Raw genomic sequence first — 23,629 nt, forward strand, 5'->3', positions numbered from 1 at the left:
TGAAAACTGGATATTAAGAATTAATGAATTAAAGAAACACCGAAAACTGCGCGGCAATCTTTTTGATTGCCAGCTGTGACGAAAGTCATGGCAAATTGTTTTAAATTACTTTTTGTAATTTAATTTAGGTTAAGTTATAAAGGGCGCACGGTGGATGCCTAGGCACTAGGAGCCGATGAAGGACGTAACTAACGACGATACGCCTCGGGGAGCTGTAAGTAAGCTTTGATCCGGGGATTTCCGAATGGGGGAACCCAAATATCGTAATGGATATTTACTTGCCTGTGAATACATAGCAGTCAAGAGGAACACGCAATGAACTGAAACATCTAAGTAGTTGCAGGAAGAGAAAGAAAATTCGATTCCCTGAGTAGCGGCGAGCGAAACGGGAATAGCCCAAACTAAAGAGCTTGCTCTTTAGGGTTGTAGGACTGATGTTGTGAGAACAAAAGGTTATGATAGTCGAACAAGTTGGAAAACTTGGCCAAAGAGAGTGAAAGCCTCGTAAACGAAATCTGATCCACTCCATTCAGTATCCTGAGTACGGCGGAACACGAGAAACTCCGTCGGAATCCGGGAGGACCATCTCCCAAGGCTAAATACTCCCTAGTGACCGATAGTGAACCAGTACCGTGAGGGAAAGGTGAAAAGTACCCCGGAAGGGGAGTGAAATAGATCCTGAAACCGTGTGCCTACAAGTAGTCAGAGTCCGTTTATGGATGATGGCGTGCCTTTTGTAGAATGAACCGGCGAGTTACGTTAACATGCAAGGTTAAGATGAAAAGTCGGAGCCGTAGCGAAAGCGAGTCTGAATAGGGCGACTAAGTATGTTGATGTAGACCCGAAACCAAGTGACCTATCCATGTCCAGGTTGAAGATGCGGTAAAACGCATTGGAGGACCGAACTCGTGTATGTTGAAAAATGCTGAGATGAGATGTGGATAGCGGTGAAATTCCAAACGAACTTGGAGATAGCTGGTTCTCTCCGAAATAGCTTTAGGGTTAGCCTCGAGGTTTAGGATCGTGGAGGTAGAGCACTGTTTGGACTAGGGGCCCGTCTTGGGTTACTGAATTCAGATAAACTCCGAATACCATTGATCTTTACTCGGGAGTCAGACGATGAGTGATAAGATCCACCGTCGAAAGGGAAACAGCCCAGATCACCAGTTAAGGTCCCAAAATTCATGCTAAGTGGAAAAGGATGTGGAAACGCATAGACAACTAGGATGTTGGCTTAGAAGCAGCCATTCATTCAAAGAGTGCGTAATAGCTCACTAGTCGAGTGATTCTGCGCCGAAAATGTACCGGGGCTAAGCATGATACCGAAACTGTGGATGTGTCGTAAGACACGTGGTAGGAGAGCGTTGTAATTGCATTGAAGCCATACCGTGAGGAGTGGTGGAGTGATTAGAAGTGAGAATGCCGGTATGAGTAACGAAAGACCAGTGAGAATCTGGTCGGCCGTAAGACTAAGGTTTCCTGGGGAAGGCTCGTCCTCCCAGGGTTAGTCGGGGCCTAAGATGAGGCCGAAAGGCGTAATCGATGGATAACAGGTTGATATTCCTGTACTAGTTTATTTTGTTTGAACGATGGAAGGACGCAGGAGGATGATGTGTGCACGCTGATGGATATGCGTGTCCAAGCAGTAAGTCTTGATATGAGTCAAATGCTTATATCTCTAAGGACAAGCTGTGATGGGGAGTGAAATTTTAGTAACGAAGCACAATAACTCACACTGCCAAGAAAAGTTCCTAGTTAGAAATAAACTACCCGTACCGCAAACCGACACAGGTAGTCGAGGAGAGTATCCTAAGGTCAGCGAGTGAACTCTCGTTAAGGAACTCGGCAAAATGACCCCGTAACTTCGGGAGAAGGGGTGCTGGTGTAACAGCCAGCCGCAGTGAATAGGCCCAAACAACTGTTTATCAAAAACACAGGTCTATGCTAAATCGTAAGATGACGTATATGGGCTGACGCCTGCCCGGTGCTGGAAGGTTAAGAGGATCAGTTAGCTTTTGCGAAGCTGAGAATTGAAGCCCCAGTAAACGGCGGCCGTAACTATAACGGTCCTAAGGTAGCGAAATTCCTTGTCGGGTAAGTTCCGACCCGCACGAAAGGCGTAATGATTTGGGCACTGTCTCAACGAGAGACTCGGTGAAATTATAATACCCGTGAAGATGCGGGTTACCCGCGACAGGACGGAAAGACCCCATGGAGCTTTACTGTAGCTTGATATTGAGTTTTTGTGTGACATGTACAGGATAGGTAGGAGCCGTTGATCTCGGAACGCTAGTTTCGAGGGAGGCATTGGTGGGATACTACCCTTGTTATATGAAAACTCTAACCTACATCACTTAGCGTGGTGAGGGACAGTGTCTGGTGGGCAGTTTGACTGGGGCGGTCGCCTCCTAAAATGTAACGGAGGCGCTCAAAGGTTCGCTCAGAATGGTTGGAAATCATTCGTAGAATGTAAAGGCATAAGCGAGCTTGACTGCGAGACTGACAAGTCGAGCAGGGACGAAAGTCGGACTTAGTGATCCGGTGGTACCATATGGAAGGGCCATCGCTCAACGGATAAAAGCTACCCTGGGGATAACAGGCTTATCTCCCCCAAGAGTTCACATCGACGGGGAGGTTTGGCACCTCGATGTCGGCTCATCGCATCCTGGGGCTGTAGTCGGTCCCAAGGGTTGGGCTGTTCGCCCATTAAAGCGGTACGCGAGCTGGGTTCAGAACGTCGTGAGACAGTTCGGTCCCTATCCGTCGCGGGCGTAGGAAATTTGAGAGGAGCTGTCCTTAGTACGAGAGGACCGGGATGGACATACCTCTGGTGTACCAGTTGTGCCGCCAGGCGCATCGCTGGGTAGCTACGTATGGACGGGATAAACGCTGAAAGCATCTAAGTGTGAAGCCCCCCTCGAGATGAGATTTCCCATTCCTTTATGGAAGTAAGATCCGTTAGAGAATATGACGTAGATAGGCTGCGGGTGGAAGTGTAGCGATACATGGAGCTGAGCAGTACTAATAGATCGAGGACTTAACCGAGTAAGAGTTTACAGCAGTTTGAAGTGTTTCAACTTTAATTCATAATCTTAATATCTAGTTTTGAAGGTACGAGCAACAATAGTGTGGTGGCGATAGCGAGAAGGATACACCTGTTCCCATGCCGAACACAGAAGTTAAGCTTCTCCACGCCGAAAGTAGTTGGTGGGAAACTACCCGCGAGGATAGGTAGCTGCCACGCTGTTATTATTCCGGATTAGCTCAGTTGGTAGAGCATCTGACTGTTAATCAGGGTGTCGTCAGTTCGAGTCTGACATCCGGAGTTTTTTTTTACCTTGGAGAGTTGTCCGAGTGGCTGAAGGAGCATGATTGGAAATCATGTATACGGGTATTGACCTGTATCAAGGGTTCAAATCCCTTACTCTCCGTTAGGTTATTTGTACAAACAAGTGTCACTGTATAAAACAGTGTAAAAAGACTATCATATCAATAATGTGATAGTCTTTTTTATTTTATTTTTTTATTCTAATCCGTGAATCAATGTTGTCATGCTGTAGTCACGGAATAAAGACTACTTGAAGAGTACATTAAGCCAGAATTTTTTGTTTATTATTAATGATTTTTATTTCATAAAACATATACAAATTGATAATATGTATGATATAATTATTTTCGTTGAGTTAATGACATGCGCCTATAGCGCAATTGGATAGAGTGTCTGACTACGAATCAGAAGGTTGTAGGTTCGACTCCTACTAGGCGCATAACAAAAAAGAGACTTATGATGATTTTCATCGTAGGTCTCTTTTTTTATCTATTTATGCTTTTTACAAAGGCTGTTCGTCAAATCAAGTTGATGGCGGTTCAAGTTAACAGTTAGACCATAAATGGTCTAGCTGTTTTTTTATTTGGCTGATGAGCTTGCTCGAAGCCAAAACATTTGAATATTTATACGTTCAGTAAAGTTGTTCCAACTACGATATCCATAGGCACTACTTTTTATCTTTTTTATTCTTCCAATGATTCCCTCTAAAAATCCGTTGGAATATTTAAGCTTCAGTGCATTTAATACTTGTTTACGATATTTTCTTAATGATGTCATTGTTTGATCCATAGCGGTATTGAGTGGATGATAATTGAGTAGTATCTGATTCATTGTATCAGTATCGCCTGTTCTAATAGCCTTTAAAATATCTTGATATACTTCGTAGGACTTGGCGAAACCTTCGTCCAAATCTAAACACTTTGTGATTAAATTTAGATCCGTTTCATAATAACCAACACTGTACTGATACTTAGGGTTTATCTTTTCGATGGAATCGAATGATTCCAAGAATTTTTTCCAATCTCTCTTCATGAACAAGTATTCTTTACTTCTTTTAGGCATTCGTTTCATTACCTGTATTCTAGTTGAATTGAGAGAACGATTCATCATCTGAACGATATGAAATCTATCAACAACGACTTTGGCCTTTGGAAACAACTTTGGTACTAAATTAATGTATCCGGCATTTAAATCCAAAGAAATAGTTTTTACCTGTCTTCTGACTTTCAAAGGAAATCGACTGAAGTATTTACTGATTTGATATGAAGTTCTTCTGGGCAAGATATCACCCGTACGATGATTATCGCTATCTAACCAAATAAAGCTCATCTTGTCAGTAGACATAAATTCATCAAATGCCAAGTGCTTAGGAAGATGTTCAGGAAGTGATTTCTTGTGCATCTTGGCTTCTTCATCGATGATACGTTGAACGGTCTTATCGGAGACGTTAAAACGTCTGCCGATATCCTTCAATGATGTATTAAAAGCAGTTTCTGATAAGATCATTTGTCTAACAGGTTGTGCGATTTGACAATATTCCCAAACATAACTAGTTTTGGCTACAAAGATAGAGTTACAAGATTTACATTTATACTTTTGACGTTTCAGACTTATATACGTTGGACGTAATGATAATGATGGAGCGACTATCATATTTTTATTAAATCCATTCTTAACTAAGTGGCCTGCAAGGCCACAGTTAAGACAACGGTCAATCTGTTTAGTTAGCATTGCAAAATAGACTAAGGACTTGATGCCATTAACTAACATAAATTTTGAGTCTTCAGTAAAGATAATATTCTCATCTTTCATTTCAAGAGCGTTTCGTATAGACTTATTACTTAGGGACATCATTCAAATTCCTTTCATTGTGAAGCTGTAGAGGGTAGAACATCTAAAGGTATGGATGGTGTCTTTTTGATGTTCTAAAATAGTTTTATTAATAAATGGTATACAAAAATAGAGTTGATGGCAAAATGCCTATCAACTCTATTTATCGTACAGCCTTTACAAAAGCTTGGTAATCTTTTTCTTCACCGGTCTCCTCAATTCTTAAATCATCTAATTGATTTTGATGTAAAGCTTCTTCAGAAACTTCAATATTGTGTGTAAAGGTAGCATTTCCAATCAAATGGATCTTACTTAGTTCTTTTATTGGATTGAGTTCAATATTAGTTTTAACCATGCCGCCAGGATTATAAACAGTAATATCTTTATTTGAATCAAATTGATCTGGGTATAATAACGCAAAAACTAAACTTGTTGCTGACATGCCGGTTCCGCAAGCATTGGTGAAACCAACGCCACGTTCAAATGTTTGAACAAATAGTTTGTTTTTATCTAGTATTTTGGCAAAGCTGATATTGACGCCTTCAGGAAAATAATTATTTGCAGAATTCAATTTTTGTCCCAAATGGTTTAATATATCGTGTTGAATATTGGAGACAAAACTAATGAGATGGGGATTAGGAACGGCAATAGCTGAGAACCTTTCTCCGGGAACAAATTCTGGAATTTCCTCATTTATCATTTCATTTAAATCTTTATATGAAAATGGCAAGTCCGTTTTTTTAAAGGAAATAGGTGATATTTCAACACTAAAGGCAGGAACTCCGGGATAAAAATCAGGAGCTTTCTTGACAGATAAATTAGACTCTAAAGTTTCTACATGGAATTCGTTTAATTGGTATTTTTCCGATAAGTAACGACTAACAGTTCTCAATCCGTTACCACACATTTTGGCTTCACTGCCATCGGCGTTGATAACACGCATTTTTCCAAGACAGTCATCACTAGTATCAATAACTAAAAGTCCATCGGCACCGTTTAAAATATTTTTACAAAAATTAATTGCTAAATTCTTTAATTCACTATCACTTAATTTATTGTCCAGAATAGTTTGATCCAAAATGAAGAATTGATTTTCTGAACCATGGACTTTTAATAATTTAACCATATTTTTAAACCTCGCTTAATCGAAAAAAGTTTTATAAATTTGTTGTACTGCATTATCAGCATCAGAAGCACGAGTTCCAATCATGATGGATATTCGGGAAGCACCTTGGTTAATCATATGAATAGCAATATTATTTTGGGTTAACGAATCAATGACTTTACCGATAGTTCCAATGTTATGAGCTATTCCTTCACCAACTACCATGATAATGGCATAGTCATCAATCCATTCTAAATAATCTGGTTGGAGGGTCTCTTTAACGTCGTGACAAAGCTTTTGGATGGTATCCTTATCTAACTTGCTACGATCAAAGATAACAGTTAAATCGTCAATACCAGAAGGCATATGCTCATAAGAAATATTATATTTATAAAAAATTTTTAATAACTTCAAAGTAAAACCGACTTCTTTATTGAGAAGATAACGGTGTAGATAAAGTGCTGAGAATCTTTTTGAACATGCAATACCAGTGATTTGATTAGAAGGATCAAAGATAAATTGTTCAGGGACAATCATAGTTCCATCTGCTTGGGGGTTATTAGTATTCTTAATATTTACGGGAACTTGTCCTTTAACTGCGGGAATAATGGCTTCATCTTGGAAAACGGAAAAGCCAGCATAAGATAGTTCTCTCATTTCCCGATAGGACATTTTTTTTATTGCTTGTGGATGATCAACAATATGATTGTTAGCGACATAAATTGCATCAACATCAGTAAAATTTTCATAAAGATCAGCATTTAAACCACGGCTAAGAATAGCTCCAGTGATATCTGATCCTCCACGAGAAAAGGTATAGATTGAGCCGTCAGCGCTATAACCGAAGAAACCTGGAAAGACAACTCGGGAGTCCTTTGGTAACTTAAATTGGTCCAGATTGCTATAAGTTTCAGCTGAAATATCAGCGTCATTAGGTTGACCTTGAACTCTAATGCCAGCATCTTTAGGATCAATGAAGACCGCCTTAATATTTTGAGCATTGAGGACCTGTGTCAGTAAAATTGCATTTAAAAATTCACCGTGAGCTTTAAAGGCAGCCATTAAATGATCATTATCACTAAAACTGGTTTGAGCTAATTTATCTAATTTGGATTTTAGAAGTTTAATAACTGAATCATCAAGTTTGAAATAATCACAGATTTCTTGGTATCTGGAAATGATATTACTTTCAACTTGTTGATAATTGCCTTGGTTAATAACGATATTTGCATATTGAATCAGTAGATCAGTAACTTTAGTGTCATCAGAAAATCTTTTTCCGGGTGCAGAAGTTACAATAACTTTACGCTCAATATCGTCTTTAATAATCTTAATTACTTTCTCAAATTGTTCTCCAGTAGCCAAGGAACTACCGCCAAACTTGATAACTTTCATAAAACACACCCCTAAAATTAAATAGTTTTTAATGATGAGTGTATCATTATTAGCCGTTATGACAAGAAAAAACATGATAAAGTTAGAAAAACTAGTTATTTTTTAATATTACTTGACGAATAATAAGTATTGTTATAATCTTAATACCAATAAAAGAGGTCGCAACCGACATGAGTAAATGAGGGAGTCACTGTAATGATTTTGAACTCATTGAAAGGGGAAGTTGCCGAAGTGTCGGATCTTGCAGGATTCGATGAACTGGGGCGTATTAATAAGAGAATACGAACTGTCGTGATTTAATATCACGTTGAGCTTATGACAAATTTATGGTGGATCGAAAAGGTCTCTTTGTTATTAAGCAAAGAGATCTTTTTTTATTTGATAAAGGAGTTTTGAAAATGATTATAGATGAGTTAGCAAGTAAGAATGGACATTTAATGATAGATGGCGTTGATAGCATGGATTTAGTTAAAAAATATGGAACGCCACTTTATGTTTTTGATATTTCTAAAGTTCGTAATCAAATAAAAAAATTTAGATCTGCTTTTGAGAAGGAACATTTAAATTATCAAATTAGTTATGCAAGCAAAGCTTTTGCAGTTAAAGCAATCTATCAAGTTATGAAGCAAGAAAATGTGCATGTGGATGTTGTTTCAGGTGGAGAATTATATACGGCTTTAGCTGCAGATTTTCCAAGTGATAAAATAAGTTTTCATGGGAACAACAAATCTTTGGAAGAGTTACAAATGGCAGTTGAGAATCATGTTGGAGTCATTATGTTAGATAATTTCCACGAGATTAAATTGTTGCAGCAAGTTTTGAAGAAATCGCAGGAAACAATTAAAGTAATGTTACGTCTAACTCCAGGAATCTCGGCTCATACACATAAGTATGATCAGACTGGTCAAACTGATAGCAAGTTTGGATTTGACGTTAAATCTGGTCAAGCTGAAAGAGCCTTGAAATTAGTTTTGAATGATCCACAGATGAATTTGTTAGGATATCATGCTCATATTGGTTCACAAATTTTTGGTACCGAAGGTTTTCGCATGTTAGCTCAAAAAATGATTGAAATATCTAAAGAATTTCAGAATGAATTTAACTATTGGCCACAAGTAATCAATTTAGGTGGTGGCTTTGGGATTAGTTATAACGAAGGTGATGATCCTATTACGGCCAATGATTTTATTTCAGTTATTAGTCGAGAGTTAAAACAGGATTGTGAAAAGATTCCAGAAATCTGGATCGAACCAGGACGTTCAATTGTTGGTCCAGCTGGATATACGCTTTATACAATTGGTTCAAGAAAAAATATTCCGGGATTTGAATCCTATGTATCGGTTGATGGTGGTATGGGAGATAATATTCGTCCAGCTTTATATCAGGCCAGCTATGAAGCTGTTGTGGCCAATAAAATGAATCAAGAAAATATTGAGACGGTTCATATTTCAGGGAAATATTGTGAATCAGGTGATATTTTAATCGAGCATCAAAAACTTCCACAGACGGAGGTTGGAGACGTTTTAGCAGTTCTTGATACTGGAGCATATGGTTATTCAATGGCCATGAATTACAATCGTAATCCTAGACCGGCAGTTGTTTTTGTTGAAAAAGGTAAAACTAAATTAGTGGTTAAAAGAGAAACTTATGAGGATTTAATTAGATTAGATGATAATTATTAGGAGAAAAATATGACAAAGATGGATGCAACAGAAATTATCAATTATATAGGAAATGCTAAGAAAGTTACGCCAACAAAAATTTATTTACAAGGTGATATTTCTCAAGTTGAATTCCCTGATGAAGTTAAAGTTTTTAAAACTAACGATTTAGCAATTATCATTGGTGATTATCAAGTAATTGAGCCAATTTTAAAGTCTAATCATTTAAGTAATTATTATGCTGAAACAACAGCACAAAATTCAGCCGTACCGATGTTAGATGTTAAACACATTAATGCCAGAATTGAACCGGGAGCTATTATTCGTGATCAAGTTGAAATTGGCGCTAATGCGGTGATCATGATGGGAGCGGTGATTAATATTGGTGCTGAGATTGGTGAAAAGTCAATGATTGATATGGGAGCCGTTCTTGGTGGTCGTGCGATTGTCGGTAAGAATTCACATATTGGCGCTAATGCGGTTTTAGCTGGAGTAATTGAACCAGCTTCTGCTCAGCCAGTTCGGATTGGCAATAATGTCATTGTTGGAGCTAATGCTGTTGTTTTAGAAGGTGTACAAGTTGGTGATGGTGCTGTCATTGGTGCAGGAGCAGTTGTTACTAAAGATGTAGCACCTAATAGCGTAATGGCCGGAGTACCAGCCAAAGTTTTGAAAATTAAAGATCAAAAGACAACAGATAAGACTCAAATTGAAAGTAATTTAAGGAAGTTATAAAGATGACTTTGACTAGCGATGAATTAATTGAAATCAGACGACATTTACATATGATTCCAGAATTAGCCATGGATGAGCATCAAACACATGATTATTTGAAACAAGTGATTGCAAGTTTTCCTCAGACTAATTTGGAAATTAAAGAGCTACCAGAATTACCAACTGCTCTGTTGGTGTTGGTCAAGGGAGTCAATCCTCAAAGAAATATCGGCTATCGATGTGATATGGATGCTTTGCCTGTTGATGAAATGAATGGACTGAGTTATGCCTCGAAACACCCACATGTAATGCATGCTTGTGGTCATGATATCCACATGACTGTAGCTTTAGGAATTTTGAATTATTTTAGTATCAATCAGCCTAAAGATAATTTAGTTTTCTTTTTCCAACCTGCTGAAGAGAGTAAGAGTGGTGGAAAAGTTGCCTATGATTTAGGAGCGTTTAGTGGTCAATTTAAAGTTGATGAGTTTTACGGTTTACACGATAATCCGCAATTAAAGTCAGGCGTTATAGGATGTTGTAACGGTACATTGTTTGCTGGAACGACAGAAGTAAATATTATTATTACCGGTAAGAGTGGGCATGCCGCTTATCCACATTTGGCTAATGATGCTATAGTGATTGCTGCTAATTTTATTAATCAAGTTCAGACAGTTATTTCTCGTAGCATTGATCCTACCAAATGCGGCGTAATAACTTTTGGCAAGTTACAAGCTGGGGTGATCCGTAATGTAATTGCTGGTCAGGCTCGCTTAGAAGGGACGATTCGAGGATTAACTCAAGAGATGATTGAGTTTATTCGTCAAAGAATAACTGAAATAGCTAGTGGTTTACAAAAGTCGTTTAATTGTCAAATTACGGTTGAATATAATCAAGGTGGTTATTTTCCGGTAGAGAATGATCCGACACTAACGAAGAATTTTATTGAATATATGCAAAGACAGTCGTCAGTTGATTTTGTTGAGACTAAACCTAAGATGACTGGAGAAGATTTTGGTTATTTATTGAATAAGATTCCGGGAACGATGTTTTGGTTAGGAGTGGAGAGTTCGGGAGCATTACATTCGCATGATTTTCTTCCTAAAGAAAATGCTATTAAAAAAGGTGCCGATGCTATAGTAGGTTTTTTGAATTATCGAATGAATATGGGGGAGAAATAAATGTTTACAAATATTGATTTAATGACAGCAATTATTACGCCGTTTGATGAAGAATTAAAAGTTGATTATAAAGCTTTAAAAAAATTAACAGAACATTTGTTGACGACTGGTTCTAAAGGTTTTGTTATTGGTGGTACAACTGGTGAAACTCCCACTTTAACAGAAGATGAGAAATTAGATTTGTATCGTCATTTCACAAAGATAGTTGATGGTCGTGTACCGATTATTGCCGGAGCTGGTAGTAATAATACTGCTCAAACAATTGATTTTATTAACAAGCTTGCACAAATTCAGGGGATCGATATGGCTTTAGTTGTGGTTCCTTACTATAACAAACCTAATCAGCGTGGGATGATAGCTCATTTTGAAGCTATTGCTAAAGATTCACCTTTACCAATTATGATTTATAACATTCCTGGACGAACAGGTGTATTGATGGAGAAGGAAACAGTCGTCAAATTATCTCAGAATAATAATATTAATGGTGTTAAGCAGTGTAATTCAATGGAAGATTTAGAATATATTGTTGAGCATTCAGCTGCCGGGTTTAATGTTTATAGCGGTGAAGATGCTCAAGCTTTGTTTGCAAAAGTTATTGGAGCCAATGGAGTTATTTCAGTAGCTTCACATCTATATGGTGAGGAAATGTCTAAAATGTATCGAACTTTAGATAATGGTGATTATAAAGCGGCTGGTAAAATACAGCGTCAGTTAACACCGAAGATGGCTGCATTATTCATGTATCCTTCACCTTCACCTGTCAAAGCAGCCCTCAACAAAATAGGCTATGAAGTTGGTGGTTGTCGTTTGCCAATTGTATCGTTAAATGAAGCAGAAAAGGCTACTCTGTTTGAAAAATTGAATCTTTAGGAGTTTTTTTATGATAAGAGTTATTGTTTCAGGCTTTAATGGATCTATGGGTCAAAAAGCAGTTAAAATGGTCAATCAAAGTCAGGATATGCAGTTAGTTGCTGGATTTAATCCAAACATAACTGATTTAAATCCGCAAACTTATGGGTTAAAAGAAAATGTCAAAATTTATAATGATTTTGCTGATATTAAGGTTAAAGCCGATATCTGGATTGATTTTTCAATACCTAGTGCTGTGTTTGAGAACACTAAATTTGCAATTCAGCGAGGTATTCGTCCAGTTATTGGAACAAGTGGCATGAGTGAAGATCAAATGAATGAATTAAAAAAGTTGGCTGATGATGAGAAATTAGGTGGAATTATTGCTTCAAACTTTGGTCTATCAGCTGTTTTAATGATGAAATTTGCGAAAGTGGCTGCTAAATATTTTGCGGAATCAGAAATTGTTGAAAAGCATCATGAGGATAAAATTGACGCTCCTTCAGGAACTGCTTTGAATACTGCTAGATTAATTTATGAAGCTAGAGGTCATGATCAAAAACAGCATAGTAGTAAGGATCCACTTAATACTCGTGGCGGAGATTATCACGGTACTAAGATTCACGCACTCAGATTACCAGGTTTTGTAGCAGATGAAGAGGTCATTTTTGGCGGAATTGGAGAGACCTTGACTATATCTCAAAGTACCACCGATCGAGAATCATTTATGACTGGGGTTAAACTGGCAATTCATGAAGTAATGAAGAGTAATCATTTAGTTATTGGATTGGAAAAAATTATTTAGAATTATTACAAAATAGTTAATTAAATGAATGCGTTTTGTTATAGAATTAAATTATTATAATTTAAGGAGTGTCATAGAATGCCAGAATTAGATTCAACAGTAAAAAATGTTGTCAATGAAACTATTGAACCAATGGGAATTTCCCAGATTAGAGTTTTCGCTGAAAAATTTGCGAAAATCCCCGGATTGATTAAATTAACGCTGGGTGAACCTGATTTCAATGTTCCTGAACATGTCAAGAAGGCTGCTATCGAGAGTATTAATGCTAACGATTCCCACTATTCAGCGCAGAAGGGAATTATTGGTTTAAGAAAGGCTATTTCTAATTACTTGAGTAAACGGTTTGAAATCGATTATGATCCTGAAACGGAAATTATCGTAACGATTGGAGCTACTGAGGCCATCTTTGATTCTTTGGCCGCTATTATTAATCCCGGTGACAAGGTACTAATACCTACACCAACTTTTGCGCTTTATATACCAATTGTGAAAATCTTGGGTGGAATTCCAGTTCAGGTGAATACTACCGATGATGGTTTTCGTTTAACTGGAAAAAAATTACGTGATGTTATTGCCAGAGAAGGTGCTGATAAAGTAAAAGCTTTAATCCTGAATTTTCCCGGTAATCCAACTGGTTTTGTTTATTCAAAGGATGAATTACAAGAAATTGTTGACGTAGTTAAAAGTAAAGAAATGTATGTCATTTCGGACGAAATTTACGCTGAATTGACTTATGGAGAAAAACATATTTCTTTAGCTAAATTGATGCCCGGAAAAACTATTTTGATTAATGGGTTGTCGAAATCACATGCTATGACTGGTTATCGAATCGGTTATATTGCAGCTCCTAAAGGCTTCGTTACGAACGCTGCTAAAATGCATGCCTTCGTTGTAACGGCTCCTTCTAATCCAGCCCAATATGCTGCTAAAGAAGCTTTGACGAATGGAATTGATGATTGCATTCCAATGCGAGATATTTATCAAGAACGTCGAGACTATATTGTGGATCAGTTAAATGATATTGGTTATGAAACGAAATTACCTGAAGGTGCATTCTATACATTTTCGAAGATTCCTACTGAATTCAATTTAACTGCAATTGAATTTGCTAATAAATTGGCTGAGGAAGGAAAAGTTGGTGTAACACCTGGTACTGCCTTTGGTGAAGGTGGCGAAGGTCATTTTAGAATGTCATATGCCTCTTCAATAGAGGATATTAAAGAGGCTATGAAGAGATTAAGAATTTTTACGGAGAATTTAAAAAATTGATTTAAGGGATGAAGATTTATGAGTGATGGATATACAGTAGCAATTTTAGGTGCCACAGGTGCCGTTGGAGCACGTTTAATTCAACAGTTGGAGCAATCAACTATTCCAGTTAATAAAGTAAAATTATTAGCATCATATCGTTCTGCGGGTAAGAAATTGCAATTTAAGGGACAGGACGTAACGGTCGAAGAAGCTAAACCGGAGTCATTTGAGGGTGTTGATATTGTTTTAGCTTCAGCAGGCGGTTCAGTTTCGAAAAAGTTCTTGCCAGAAGCTGTCAAACGTGGTGCTGTTTGTGTCGATAATACAAGTGCCTTTCGTATGGAAGAAGATGTTCCATTGGTAGTTCCTGAGGTAAATGAAGCTGCACTTTATAATCATCATGGGATTATTGCTAACCCTAATTGTTCTACTATTCAAATGATGGTAGCTCTGGAACCGATTAGGAGAGCTTTTGGTTTAAAACAAATTATTGTTTCAACTTATCAAGCTGCCAGTGGTGCTGGTCAAAGTGCTTTAAATGAATTATATTCAGAAGCACAAGAATATTTGGATGGTAAAGATATGAATTCCGATATTTTTCCCACAAAGGGTGATGAAGAACATTATCCATTGGCTTTCAATCTTTTGCCCCAAATTGATGTTCTAGAAGATAATTTGTACTCTCATGAAGAGTGGAAAATGATTCATGAAACTAAGAAAATTATGCTTGGTGATATGAATTCTCCTGAAATTAAAGTTACGGCTACTTGTGTCAGAGTACCAGTTCCAATTAGTCATGGTGAATCAATTTATATTGAAGTTAAGGATAAATCTGCAACAACTGAAAAAATTCAAGAGCTTATTAGACAAGCACCTGGGGCTGTTTTGGAGGATGATCCTAAACATCAAATTTATCCACAACCAATCAATGCCGTGGGTAAGCGTGATACTTTTGTTGGACGTATTCGCCCTGATTTGGAAAATGAAGGAGCCTTCAATATGTGGGTTGTTTCCGATAATCTTTTAAAGGGTGCTGCATGGAATACAGTGCAAATTGCTGAACGTTTAGTTGCCGATAATTTAGTTCATAATTAGTTAATTTAAAATGGAATGCAGATTTTAGGCTGTGTTCCATTTTTTTTTGAATATTTCTGTTAAAATATTCAAAGACAATTAATACTAGGGTGAGAAAATAATGAAACGAATAACAAACGTTTTTAACGAAGGTGTTTTGGATCTATTGGCCAATGCCGGAGTTGCGATACCGTATTTTTTTTGTTTAACGTTGTACAATCAGAATAAAAATATTTTTGTTTATGCATTGCCGTTCCTGATGCTTTATACATTCAGGGCCTTAGGAATGCTATTGACTACTTTTATCACGTTACCAGCTTCGACTATGTTGGCTATGTCTAGTTTCTTCGGAGTCATAGGGTCATTGTGTATTTTAGATGCAAGTAATCCTGTTTTTGGGATAATCGGAGGGATTCTGTTAGGGTTGGCTTCAAGTTGGATCTGGCCTTACTACTTAACGGTTAGATCTCGTGGCAAAATGGATAAAGAATTCAAATTCAATCGGATGCATACTTTATCGGTAATTTTGACTTTGATTTTACTGATTGCTGTTCAATTGATTGCAACTAAAACTAAGGTATTAAGCTTATCTTTTGTCTTACTGGCTTTCTTATTCTTTGCTGCTATGGTAGGTGGAATGAATATTACACATCGTTTGACCTTTTACCAAGGAATTGAAACTAAACAAAAGTTTCGTGTTAATTCACTATTCAGCTTAATCGTTTTAGCCAGTTTAGTTATGCTAGTCTTCATTATTCGTTATACTAGGTTAAAGGCTGTTTCTCAGACATTCGATCTGATCATCAGTATAGTAGCTATTATGCTATTTCTCTTCCTAGCATATTATCAAATCGATATTCATAAGAAAATTTTTCCTGTAAGTTTGGTAGCCATCAACCGTGGGGTAATAATGAATTACGTTATGCTTTATGCTGTGTTTGATAGTACTGTTCGGTTTGGATTTAATTCTTTGATGTTGATTTATGCTATTTATTTAATTGGTTTCGAATTGGGACCAGTTATCTTAAAGAAATACCAATCATTTAGATATCCATTACTTTTAATTGGTTTAATTTTATCGTTATTCAATTTTACCTACTTTGTTGGACTATTTTTCTGTGCCATCTTTGTGGGAACCGATAATCGAATTTTAAATGATGCTCTTTATAATCATCCCGATTTAGATTCCGAAAGAGCCTTTTTAATTAAGTATCAACTTTCTTGTGTGGGGAATGTATCACAACAATTAGTTTATATGACAACAATTTACTTTATTAGTTATTTTGCAAAGATAAATGCGTTGGGCTTTTTTAATAGTCATGTTACTGATGGTCCAACTAATTCAGTTTTGTATCGAGTCCATATCTTTATAACAGCAATCGTATTTATTTATGCTGCAATGACATTTTACTTTGCACGTGAAAAAGAATAATAGTGCGTTAATAAAAAGGCCTATCCATTGAAGTGCAATAAAAAAGTTAGACATTTTTATAAGTTTTAAAAAATCATGGATTGTTCCCTGTATTCTACAGGGGACAATCCATTTTTGTTTAAAGAAATACGTTTATTGTTGTACCAATTGATATATTTAGCGACTATGTTCTTTAATTCGGTTAGGTCATCGATATTATACCTATAAAGACATTCTCTTTTGAGCAGATTAAAAAAACTCTCAATTGGGGCGTTGTCGTGACAATTGCCTTTTCGAGACATACTTTGTTCAATACCCATTGTTTTTAGGGTATCTCGATAATATTTGAGCTGATAATGCCATCCTTGATCAGAGTGAAGGATTGGTTTTAAAGAGGGAACTATATTTTGCTTCAATTTTTCTAGAGTATCTAATATTAGTAATTTATTAGGGCTCAAACTTATTGAATAAGATAATATTTCGCCGCTGGCCTGGTCCAGCACGGCGGATATATAGCCCCATTTGTCTTTACGCAAACGTATTTGAGTTACATCTGTATGTAATACTTTTAAAGGTTCTGTCTCAGTAAATTTCTGTTTGATTGTATTAGGAACTATTTTTCCAAGGTTACCTCTATAGGAACAGTAACCGGATGTGTGTTTTGAAAAAATAACTACTTTTAATTTAAGTTTGGTCATTAAATGCCGAATTGTTTCTGGAGAATTTTTGAATCCGACCTTGAGAGACTCTTTCCAGATTCGACGATAACCGTAGGTTGAGTTTGAATCGTGATATGTTTTAACAATAAAATCTTTTAGTTGAGCGTATTTATCTGTTTTATCAGTTTTACTAAGGCGTTCATAATAAGTTGATCTTGGTAGATCGACCTTAGTTAATAACTCATTCAACTTGTATTTTTTAAGTAATGATTTGACTAATTTTGCTTTTTCGAGTTGTGATCGTTTTCTCGCAAGGTCTTTAGTGCTTTTAAAATATCACGGTCCATTTCGGCATCATGTAGTTTAGCTTTTAGATCAAGAATTTCCTGTTTATATTTCTCTTCTTTTGTGGAATTTAAACGTGTTTGTTTCTTCTTTTTCTTGGCCATTAACGGTCGTCTCCCTCTGGGACGACGCCTTAATCCAATAACACCATATTGATTATATTTATAGATCCATGAATCAACTTGACTAGGTGATATCTTGAAATAAATTGCAGTATCAAGGCGACTGATCTCATGTAATTTATAATATTCTATCACGGATAATTTGAAATCTTGAGAATATTCTTTATGGGATTTCTTACTTATCAAATAATCGAGTCCATTCGCCTCCGCTTGATGGATCCAGCGATAAATCGGTGATTTACTGGGCATTCCATATTTTTTCGATAATCCAAGTATAGAAATTTGTCCATCAAGGTATTCATTTACTAATTTAGCTTTGAAATCTGAAGAGTATTTGGTCATAAAAAAAGTGCTCCTAAAGTTGTTAGATTATGTCTAACAATTTTAGGGCACTTCACATTAAGGATAGGCCTTTTTATTAACGGCGTAACGTCGTTATGAAATAAGCAGCTTTTAATTATAGATTGATAAATGAATCTAAATGAGAATGATTCTAAATTATGTCTCTAAATACTATTTTTATAATTTGTAAAATTGTATAATTATGTTAGTGAAAAGCATTTCAAGGGAGGACGTGATTTTATGAATTCCGATAAGATTAAATTGTATACAACATTGGCAATTGGGCTTATTGCGGCAATATTGGAGTTTGTTTTTCATTTGCCTAATTATGCTCAATTGATAATTAGTATTCTGGGTTTACTGTTGGCTTTGATTATGTTTGTTGATATGGTAAAGGTTCTTAAATCAGGAAACTTTGGAGTCGATCTTTTGGCAATAACAGCCATTGTAGCGACAATCGTATTGGGTCAATATTGGGCCGGTTGGATTGTTTTATTGATGCTGACTGGTGGAGACTCTTTGGAAGAGTATGCAGCTAATAAAGCTAAAAGAGAATTGAAATCACTCTTAGATAATACTCCTTCGCAAGCACATTTAATTGTTGACCAAAAAGTTAAAGATATTGATATTGATGATGTTAAAGTCGGAGACGAACTATTAATTCGCCCTAAGGAACAGGTTCCAGTTGATGGAATAATATTTGATGGAACTTCAGAAGTAGATGAATCATCATTGACCGGGGAATCAGTTCCTGTAACTGTCGGAAAAGATTCACATGTTATGTCTGGATCAATTAATGGTGAAAATCCCTTTAAAATTAGAGCTGAAAAGGTGGCCGCCGATTCAGAGTATCAGGCAATTGTTAAGCTAGTCAAAGAGTCGGAAACACATCCGGCACACTTTGTTAGACTAGCCGATCGTTATGCGGTTCCTTTTACATTGATTGCTTATGTAATTGCTGGGGTTGCATGGTATATTTCTAAGGATCCAATTAGAATTGCTCAAGTTTTAGTAGTAGCTTCACCATGTCCATTGATTTTGGCCGCACCAATCGCCTTTGTTTCTGGAATGAGTCGAACTAGTAGAAATGGAATTATCGTTAAATCAGGAACGGCTTTGGAAAAATTGAACTCTGCTAAGACTGTGGCCTTTGATAAGACTGGAACCATTACTGAAGGTAGATTAATTGTTGATGGCTTTAAATCGGTTAATGGCTTTAGTAAAGAACAAGTTATGGTTTATGCGGCATCTTTGGAACAAAATTCAAGTCATGTTATGGCTAAAGCTATTGTCGACTTTACTTTAAAACATAATTTAGAATTATTACCGGTGGCTGATTTAAAAGAGACAACGGCTGAAGGTATCGAAGGAAAGATTGATGGCATTGAGGTTAAAGTTGGTCAAGCTGAATTTGTAACTGATGAGAAAGTTGATTCCGTAACTGGTTCGGGAGTTTATGTTTCTATAGATGGTGAATATGCAGGTGTTTATAGTTTATTGGATCAAATTAGACCAGAAGCTAAAACAACAATTCAAGGTTTAAAGGATTTTGGTATTAGTAATATTTTGATGATTTCAGGTGATAAAAAAGAAGCAACTGAGTTAGTTGCTTCAGAGGTAGGTATTACAAAGGCGTTTCCATCCAGTTTACCTGCTGATAAAGTAAAGATCATTAAAGGTTTAGACAAAGAGTATCATCCTACCGTAATGGTCGGAGATGGTGTCAACGATGCTCCAGCATTAGCTTTAGCTGATGTCGGAATAGCAATGGGATATAAGGGTGCTAATGCTGCCAGTGAATCAGCTGATGCAGTTATTTTACAAGATGACCTTAGCAAAGTAACTACGGCTGTTAAGATTGCCCATGATACGATGAAAGTTGCCCGAGAAGCTGTATTGATTGGAATTTTTATTTGTATCGCTCTGATGATAGTAGCTGGATTTGGTTTGATTCCAACTATTATTGGAGCAATGCTTCAGGAAGTAGTCGATACGGTGGCCATCTTGTATGCTCTTCGAGCTAGAAGTGATAAATTATAACCAACCGTATGTATCTAAATTCATTTCTCTCTTTGGTAATTTGGATACGTAGGGATTTCCTTTTACAATAAAACGCATATTTTTTGAAGTCCAAGGCTCTTTATTCTTTACACCAATTCTTGGTGTAGTTAGAATTTCTTGAGGAGTTTGGACTTTTTTTGCGGAAAAATAGAAATTATTTTTATTTAAAAACGTTCCAGATAAAGCTTTATCTTTGATACCAAAGGCTGCCATCCACTTAGCAGGGCCATTACTAACATCAAAACCAGTTTTGCTACGATTCTTTTCCATTAGATCAAGACCTTCTAGTGGTTGTAATCCTCTAATTAAAATACCATTTGGCGTACCAGCCTTTTGAATACTAATGTCCATGTCTAACCAACTATGAATTGAATAAATATAGATGGTTCCACCAGCCTGATATAATGGGTCATTAGCTTTAGTATGTCGACCATTATAACTGTGAGATGCCATATCGATAGGCCCTAAGTAAGCTTCAGTTTCTACAATTAACCCTGAGAACTTTCCTTGATTAGATTCATAGGTGAAAGTATGTCCTAACATATCCCGTGCCAAATCCATTGTTTCAGCGCTTTCAAAGTACTTTTGTATATCCAAAATTCAAATTCCTCCATTTTTTCAAAAAAATTAAAAAAATCTCTTGCAACGTCTTTATTATTATTGTATTATATTTCTTGTGCTTGAGAGAGCAATAAACAAATAAATATTTATGACCCGTTGGTCAAGTGGTTAAGACACCGCCCTTTCACGGCGGTAACATGAGTTCAAATCTCGTACGGGTCATTTTGGAGGATTAGCTCAGCTGGGAGAGCATCTGCCTTACAAGCAGGAGGTCACAGGTTCGATCCCTGTATCCTCCATACCAAAAACTTTTAGAGGCTGTGACAAAACAGTCTCTTTATCTTAAAAGTTCGATGCGAATTTGAAAAAATTCCACATCGAACTTTTTTGTTCTCTAAAAATACAAATAAAAAATGACATTGATACCAGTTTCCTGATATTCAATGCCATTACTACGATCATCATTTCTTTTTTAACTTTATTCAATCCTTTAACATGGAATCTTTTGAAACCTAAACAAGCCTTCATATTTCCGAAGACTGGTTCCACGTCATTTTTTCTACGTGCATAAATATCAGCATATTGGGGAATCGAAAGTTTACTTCTCATGCTAGCTTTAAAATATTCCAATGAAGGATTGATGTATATTCTTTTACGATTCCCACCAGGCGTGAACGCCTGAGGAATCCTATTGTGATCATCATCAAATATCTCGGAAATATATTCTTTAAAGTAACGTTTAAATCCATATTTATCAGTTCTTATTCGATATGCATTAAAACTGAAACGGACACCTTGAGGATTTATATAATAATCATCGTCTTCGTAGTAATTCCAATTCATTACCTTCTTTTCATCTGTTTTCCATTTCTTTGAATTCTCTTTGAGCATAGTAGAGTACGGAATAACGTATTTCTTATAGTTATCATCTAAAAATTGATAGTTACTTTCAGAACCATATCCCGCATCGGCGACGATCACGTCGCCAAGCGTATGGTTCTCTTCAAGCTGTTTTATAAATGGTATCAATGTTCTTGTATCAGTTGGATTTTGAAACATTCCAACACCTGTAATGAATTGATTACTAGTGGCTATCTGAACATTGTATGCAGGTTTTAATTGACCATTCAGCATGGGATCTTCCTTGACTCTCATAAATGTTGCGTCTTCATCACTTTTAGCATAACTATTTCTTTTATCGAATTTCTTCATCTGTTTTTCGTGTTCAGATTTTTTATCAATACGGTTATCAAGTTTTCGGGAATATGATTTTAATTTTCGGCGTTCTTGTTTATCAGGATTAGGAGATTTTTTAGGATTAGCTTCTATTCTGGCGTTTAAATCTTCAAGATGTAATTCAAGTTTTATTTGTACTTCCTCTAGAGCATCGTCAGAAAGATCCGAAGGATTTTCGACGATACCTAATCGTACCTCGTTTATTTCGGACAATAAGTTTTGAATTTGAGATTTATTCATATCATCGAATCTGATGGTATTCTTTTTCCAAACGAACGAAAATTTATTGGCATCTGCCAATATTTTCGTACCATCAATAAAGGACACTTCATCAATCAGACCATTTTGTTTTAAAACACTAGTTAAATTCGTCAAGCTATCATCAAGTAAAGTTTCAATCTCATCTGAAATTCTAAATCTACATATGGTTCTATATGAGGGAACTTGATATTGTGTAAGCCATCTAGCAACGATATTTTCTTCAGCAAATTCTTCAATCTTTCTGCTAGTCATTACACTGCGAGAGTACGCAAAAAGTATCAATTTTAGCATTGCACGTAAGTCATATTCTCGCGGCCTCCCGCTAGAATAGACTTTTTCAATATTAAGCGATTCGACAAGATCGTTGATAAATCTAGCTGGATGATTTTCTTTTGGTTTGTAATCTAAAGGAATACTTAATGTCATTTGGTCTATGTTATAATTATTCATGGTTTTTGATCTCCTTTTGGAGTGATAAATTTTGGGAAGATGCGTGCGAGGTATCTTCTCTTTTTTTATATAATGATACAGAAAAAGCTGATGAATGAAATAAGAATCTCATTCATCAGCTTTTATTTTTTGAGACTTATGTCACAGCCTCTTTTTATACAAAAAAATCATCCCATAAATGTGGAATGATTTCAAATACCTCTTTTGTTAAGCAAGATGGAAAAAAGTTCTTCGATTTTTTAGCCTATAATTATATGTTGATTAGATAATTAGAATTAGATTACCGATAACACGGTAAAAAAGATTAGGTTGTGAAAATTTTTGATATTTTTTCAAAAGAGCCATGATTAAAACGAAAATTATAATAATAAAAGTCGTCCAGATATTAATATAATTTAAAATAAAGAGCATGAATGAAAGAATAGAGAAAACAATCAATTGCAGATAATCATATTTAGTTCCTTCAAAATAATCTATTAAGACGCATGCCAAGTTAATCAATAGTAACGGTACTACGAAATTAATGGAAATAAAATGCATGTATGTAAATGCTAAGGCTATGGACATAAAACTAGGTACGATAAAATCTTCAATCAGTGAAGCAATGTTCTGATAATTGTCTGGTAAATATTTGAGCATATATAGGAAGACCAATTGCACAAAAATCAAAATAATAACGAATTTATTGAGTGAATGTATTGAAAGAATAGCTAATAAAAGATAAATGCCACTGTACAGTAAATGGAAGTATTTATTAGGATTTAAAGTGATAATATATTCTTTATAGAGAGCCACCATCGCAATCATGATAATTAGAAAACCATGAATGGTATAGTTGTTCAAATTATGTACAAAAATAAAAATAAATGGAAAAATATGATAACTAATAAATTCAATGAGGGATGCTAATATTTTTTTAGATTTTAAATTGTTCATGTGAGCTCCTTAATACTTATAAAATCATATTAATGTAAGAAAAGTTTAACGT

General features: G+C 36.0%; 16 protein-coding genes, 5 tRNA genes, 2 rRNA genes, 1 pseudogene and 1 riboswitch. Of the genes and pseudogenes, 16 read left to right on the forward strand and 8 right to left on the reverse strand.

What is annotated here, in order from left to right; translation table 11 throughout:
* Positions 1-127 precede the first annotated feature (127 nt).
* The 5 genes from ACI6PB_RS03925 (at position 128) to ACI6PB_RS03945 (ending at position 3,767) form a co-directional block, all read left to right on the forward strand.
* Positions 128-3,045 (forward strand): 23S ribosomal RNA (locus ACI6PB_RS03925).
* An 82-nt stretch (positions 3,046-3,127) separates the two neighbouring features.
* A 5S ribosomal RNA gene (rrf, locus tag ACI6PB_RS03930) occupies positions 3,128-3,244 on the forward strand.
* 9 nt (positions 3,245-3,253) lie between these two features.
* A tRNA-Asn gene (locus ACI6PB_RS03935) sits at positions 3,254-3,326 on the forward strand.
* Positions 3,327-3,340: 14 nt separating this feature from the next.
* Positions 3,341-3,431, forward strand: a tRNA-Ser gene (locus ACI6PB_RS03940).
* A gap of 262 nt (positions 3,432-3,693) precedes the next feature.
* A tRNA-Arg gene (locus ACI6PB_RS03945) sits at positions 3,694-3,767 on the forward strand.
* 140 nt (positions 3,768-3,907) lie between these two features.
* Here ACI6PB_RS03945 and ACI6PB_RS03950 read toward each other — a convergent pair.
* From ACI6PB_RS03950 to ACI6PB_RS03960, 3 genes are all read right to left on the reverse strand, one after another.
* The gene (locus ACI6PB_RS03950; protein WP_227005137.1) at positions 3,908-5,140 is read right to left on the reverse strand and encodes an ISL3 family transposase; all 1,233 of its coding nucleotides are present in this window, start codon (positions 5,138-5,140) and stop codon (positions 3,908-3,910) included.
* 181 nt (positions 5,141-5,321) lie between these two features.
* On the reverse strand, positions 5,322-6,284 hold the full coding sequence (gene dapF / locus ACI6PB_RS03955) for a diaminopimelate epimerase (protein WP_404327793.1): 963 nt from the start codon (positions 6,282-6,284) through the stop codon (positions 5,322-5,324).
* Positions 6,285-6,299: 15 nt separating this feature from the next.
* Positions 6,300-7,658: an aspartate kinase gene (locus ACI6PB_RS03960; protein ID WP_404327794.1), complete on the reverse strand. Its 1,359-nt coding sequence runs from the start codon at positions 7,656-7,658 to the stop codon at positions 6,300-6,302.
* A gap of 145 nt (positions 7,659-7,803) precedes the next feature.
* Positions 7,804-7,981: riboswitch (Lysine riboswitch) on the forward strand.
* 75 nt (positions 7,982-8,056) lie between these two features.
* On the opposite strand from ACI6PB_RS03960, the gene lysA reads away from it, so the two are divergent.
* The 8 genes from lysA (at position 8,057) to ACI6PB_RS04000 (ending at position 16,625) form a co-directional block, all read left to right on the forward strand.
* Positions 8,057-9,340 carry a diaminopimelate decarboxylase gene (gene lysA / locus ACI6PB_RS03965; RefSeq protein WP_025085946.1) on the forward strand — a complete coding sequence of 428 codons (1,284 nt, stop codon included), beginning with the start codon at positions 8,057-8,059 and terminating at the stop codon, positions 9,338-9,340.
* 9 nt (positions 9,341-9,349) lie between these two features.
* Positions 9,350-10,054: a 2,3,4,5-tetrahydropyridine-2,6-dicarboxylate N-acetyltransferase gene (dapD, locus tag ACI6PB_RS03970; protein WP_025085947.1), complete on the forward strand. Its 705-nt coding sequence runs from the start codon at positions 9,350-9,352 to the stop codon at positions 10,052-10,054.
* 2 nt (positions 10,055-10,056) lie between these two features.
* On the forward strand, positions 10,057-11,214 hold the full coding sequence (locus tag ACI6PB_RS03975) for an N-acetyldiaminopimelate deacetylase (protein WP_025085948.1): 1,158 nt from the start codon (positions 10,057-10,059) through the stop codon (positions 11,212-11,214).
* Positions 11,215-12,084 carry a 4-hydroxy-tetrahydrodipicolinate synthase gene (dapA, locus tag ACI6PB_RS03980; protein ID WP_025085949.1) on the forward strand — a complete coding sequence of 290 codons (870 nt, stop codon included), beginning with the start codon at positions 11,215-11,217 and terminating at the stop codon, positions 12,082-12,084. It abuts the gene before it with no gap.
* 10 nt (positions 12,085-12,094) lie between these two features.
* A complete protein-coding gene (gene dapB / locus ACI6PB_RS03985) occupies positions 12,095-12,868 on the forward strand; it encodes a 4-hydroxy-tetrahydrodipicolinate reductase (RefSeq protein ID WP_025085950.1) in 774 nt (257 codons plus the stop codon).
* Between the two features lie 78 nt (positions 12,869-12,946).
* On the forward strand, positions 12,947-14,137 hold the full coding sequence (locus tag ACI6PB_RS03990; RefSeq protein ID WP_309511134.1) for an aminotransferase class I/II-fold pyridoxal phosphate-dependent enzyme: 1,191 nt from the start codon (positions 12,947-12,949) through the stop codon (positions 14,135-14,137).
* An 18-nt stretch (positions 14,138-14,155) separates the two neighbouring features.
* Complete coding sequence (locus ACI6PB_RS03995) at positions 14,156-15,214, forward strand: aspartate-semialdehyde dehydrogenase (protein ID WP_025085952.1); 1,059 nt, start codon at positions 14,156-14,158, stop codon at positions 15,212-15,214.
* Positions 15,215-15,314: 100 nt separating this feature from the next.
* Positions 15,315-16,625: a hypothetical protein gene (locus ACI6PB_RS04000; RefSeq protein WP_056955960.1), complete on the forward strand. Its 1,311-nt coding sequence runs from the start codon at positions 15,315-15,317 to the stop codon at positions 16,623-16,625.
* 65 nt (positions 16,626-16,690) lie between these two features.
* Here ACI6PB_RS04000 and ACI6PB_RS04005 read toward each other — a convergent pair.
* Both ACI6PB_RS04005 and ACI6PB_RS04010 read right to left on the reverse strand, forming a co-directional pair.
* Positions 16,691-17,533: pseudogene (locus tag ACI6PB_RS04005) on the reverse strand (IS3 family transposase); the annotation flags it as partial.
* A 5-nt stretch (positions 17,534-17,538) separates the two neighbouring features.
* Entirely contained in the window at positions 17,539-18,072 is a 534-nt protein-coding gene (locus ACI6PB_RS04010; protein ID WP_025086434.1) for a helix-turn-helix domain-containing protein, read from the reverse strand.
* A 240-nt stretch (positions 18,073-18,312) separates the two neighbouring features.
* On the opposite strand from ACI6PB_RS04010, the gene ACI6PB_RS04015 reads away from it, so the two are divergent.
* A complete protein-coding gene (locus ACI6PB_RS04015) occupies positions 18,313-20,112 on the forward strand; it encodes a heavy metal translocating P-type ATPase (RefSeq protein ID WP_025086380.1) in 1,800 nt (599 codons plus the stop codon).
* Here ACI6PB_RS04015 and ACI6PB_RS04020 read toward each other — a convergent pair.
* Positions 20,107-20,730 (reverse strand): DNA-3-methyladenine glycosylase, encoded by a 624-nt coding sequence (locus ACI6PB_RS04020; RefSeq protein ID WP_051564358.1) that lies wholly within the window; start codon positions 20,728-20,730, stop codon positions 20,107-20,109. The genes ACI6PB_RS04015 and ACI6PB_RS04020 overlap by 6 nt on opposite strands.
* 114 nt (positions 20,731-20,844) lie before the next feature.
* Here ACI6PB_RS04020 and ACI6PB_RS04025 point away from each other — a divergent pair.
* Positions 20,845-20,916: transfer RNA gene (locus ACI6PB_RS04025), tRNA-Glu, on the forward strand.
* A 4-nt stretch (positions 20,917-20,920) separates the two neighbouring features.
* Positions 20,921-20,993, forward strand: a tRNA-Val gene (locus ACI6PB_RS04030).
* Positions 20,994-21,036: 43 nt separating this feature from the next.
* On the opposite strand, the gene ACI6PB_RS04035 is transcribed toward ACI6PB_RS04030, so the two are convergent.
* Both ACI6PB_RS04035 and ACI6PB_RS04040 read right to left on the reverse strand, forming a co-directional pair.
* Positions 21,037-22,641 (reverse strand): IS1182 family transposase, encoded by a 1,605-nt coding sequence (locus ACI6PB_RS04035; RefSeq protein ID WP_025086411.1) that lies wholly within the window; start codon positions 22,639-22,641, stop codon positions 21,037-21,039.
* Between the two features lie 261 nt (positions 22,642-22,902).
* Entirely contained in the window at positions 22,903-23,577 is a 675-nt protein-coding gene (locus ACI6PB_RS04040; RefSeq protein ID WP_025086055.1) for a hypothetical protein, read from the reverse strand.
* Between the last annotated feature and the right edge of the window lie 52 nt (positions 23,578-23,629).

Source organism: Companilactobacillus paralimentarius (assembly GCF_963227125.1).
GTDB lineage: Bacteria > Bacillota > Bacilli > Lactobacillales > Lactobacillaceae > Companilactobacillus > Companilactobacillus paralimentarius.

Excerpts from the sequence above, each read along its gene's own strand:
- ACI6PB_RS03950 (WP_227005137.1), bottom strand. The coding sequence starts at position 5,140 with ATGAAAGATGAGAATATTATCTTTACTGAAGACTCAAAATTTATGTTA.
- dapF (WP_404327793.1), bottom strand. The coding sequence starts at position 6,284 with ATGGTTAAATTATTAAAAGTCCATGGTTCAGAAAATCAATTCTTCATT.
- ACI6PB_RS03960 (WP_404327794.1), bottom strand. The coding sequence starts at position 7,658 with ATGAAAGTTATCAAGTTTGGCGGTAGTTCCTTGGCTACTGGAGAACAA.
- lysA (WP_025085946.1), top strand. The coding sequence starts at position 8,057 with ATGATTATAGATGAGTTAGCAAGTAAGAATGGACATTTAATGATAGAT.
- dapD (WP_025085947.1), top strand. The coding sequence starts at position 9,350 with ATGACAAAGATGGATGCAACAGAAATTATCAATTATATAGGAAATGCT.
- ACI6PB_RS03975 (WP_025085948.1), top strand. The coding sequence starts at position 10,057 with ATGACTTTGACTAGCGATGAATTAATTGAAATCAGACGACATTTACAT.
- dapA (WP_025085949.1), top strand. The coding sequence starts at position 11,215 with ATGTTTACAAATATTGATTTAATGACAGCAATTATTACGCCGTTTGAT.
- dapB (WP_025085950.1), top strand. The coding sequence starts at position 12,095 with ATGATAAGAGTTATTGTTTCAGGCTTTAATGGATCTATGGGTCAAAAA.
- ACI6PB_RS03990 (WP_309511134.1), top strand. The coding sequence starts at position 12,947 with ATGCCAGAATTAGATTCAACAGTAAAAAATGTTGTCAATGAAACTATT.
- ACI6PB_RS03995 (WP_025085952.1), top strand. The coding sequence starts at position 14,156 with ATGAGTGATGGATATACAGTAGCAATTTTAGGTGCCACAGGTGCCGTT.
- ACI6PB_RS04000 (WP_056955960.1), top strand. The coding sequence starts at position 15,315 with ATGAAACGAATAACAAACGTTTTTAACGAAGGTGTTTTGGATCTATTG.
- ACI6PB_RS04010 (WP_025086434.1), bottom strand. The coding sequence starts at position 18,072 with ATGACCAAATACTCTTCAGATTTCAAAGCTAAATTAGTAAATGAATAC.
- ACI6PB_RS04015 (WP_025086380.1), top strand. The coding sequence starts at position 18,313 with ATGAATTCCGATAAGATTAAATTGTATACAACATTGGCAATTGGGCTT.
- ACI6PB_RS04035 (WP_025086411.1), bottom strand. The coding sequence starts at position 22,641 with ATGAATAATTATAACATAGACCAAATGACATTAAGTATTCCTTTAGAT.
- ACI6PB_RS04040 (WP_025086055.1), bottom strand. The coding sequence starts at position 23,577 with ATGAACAATTTAAAATCTAAAAAAATATTAGCATCCCTCATTGAATTT.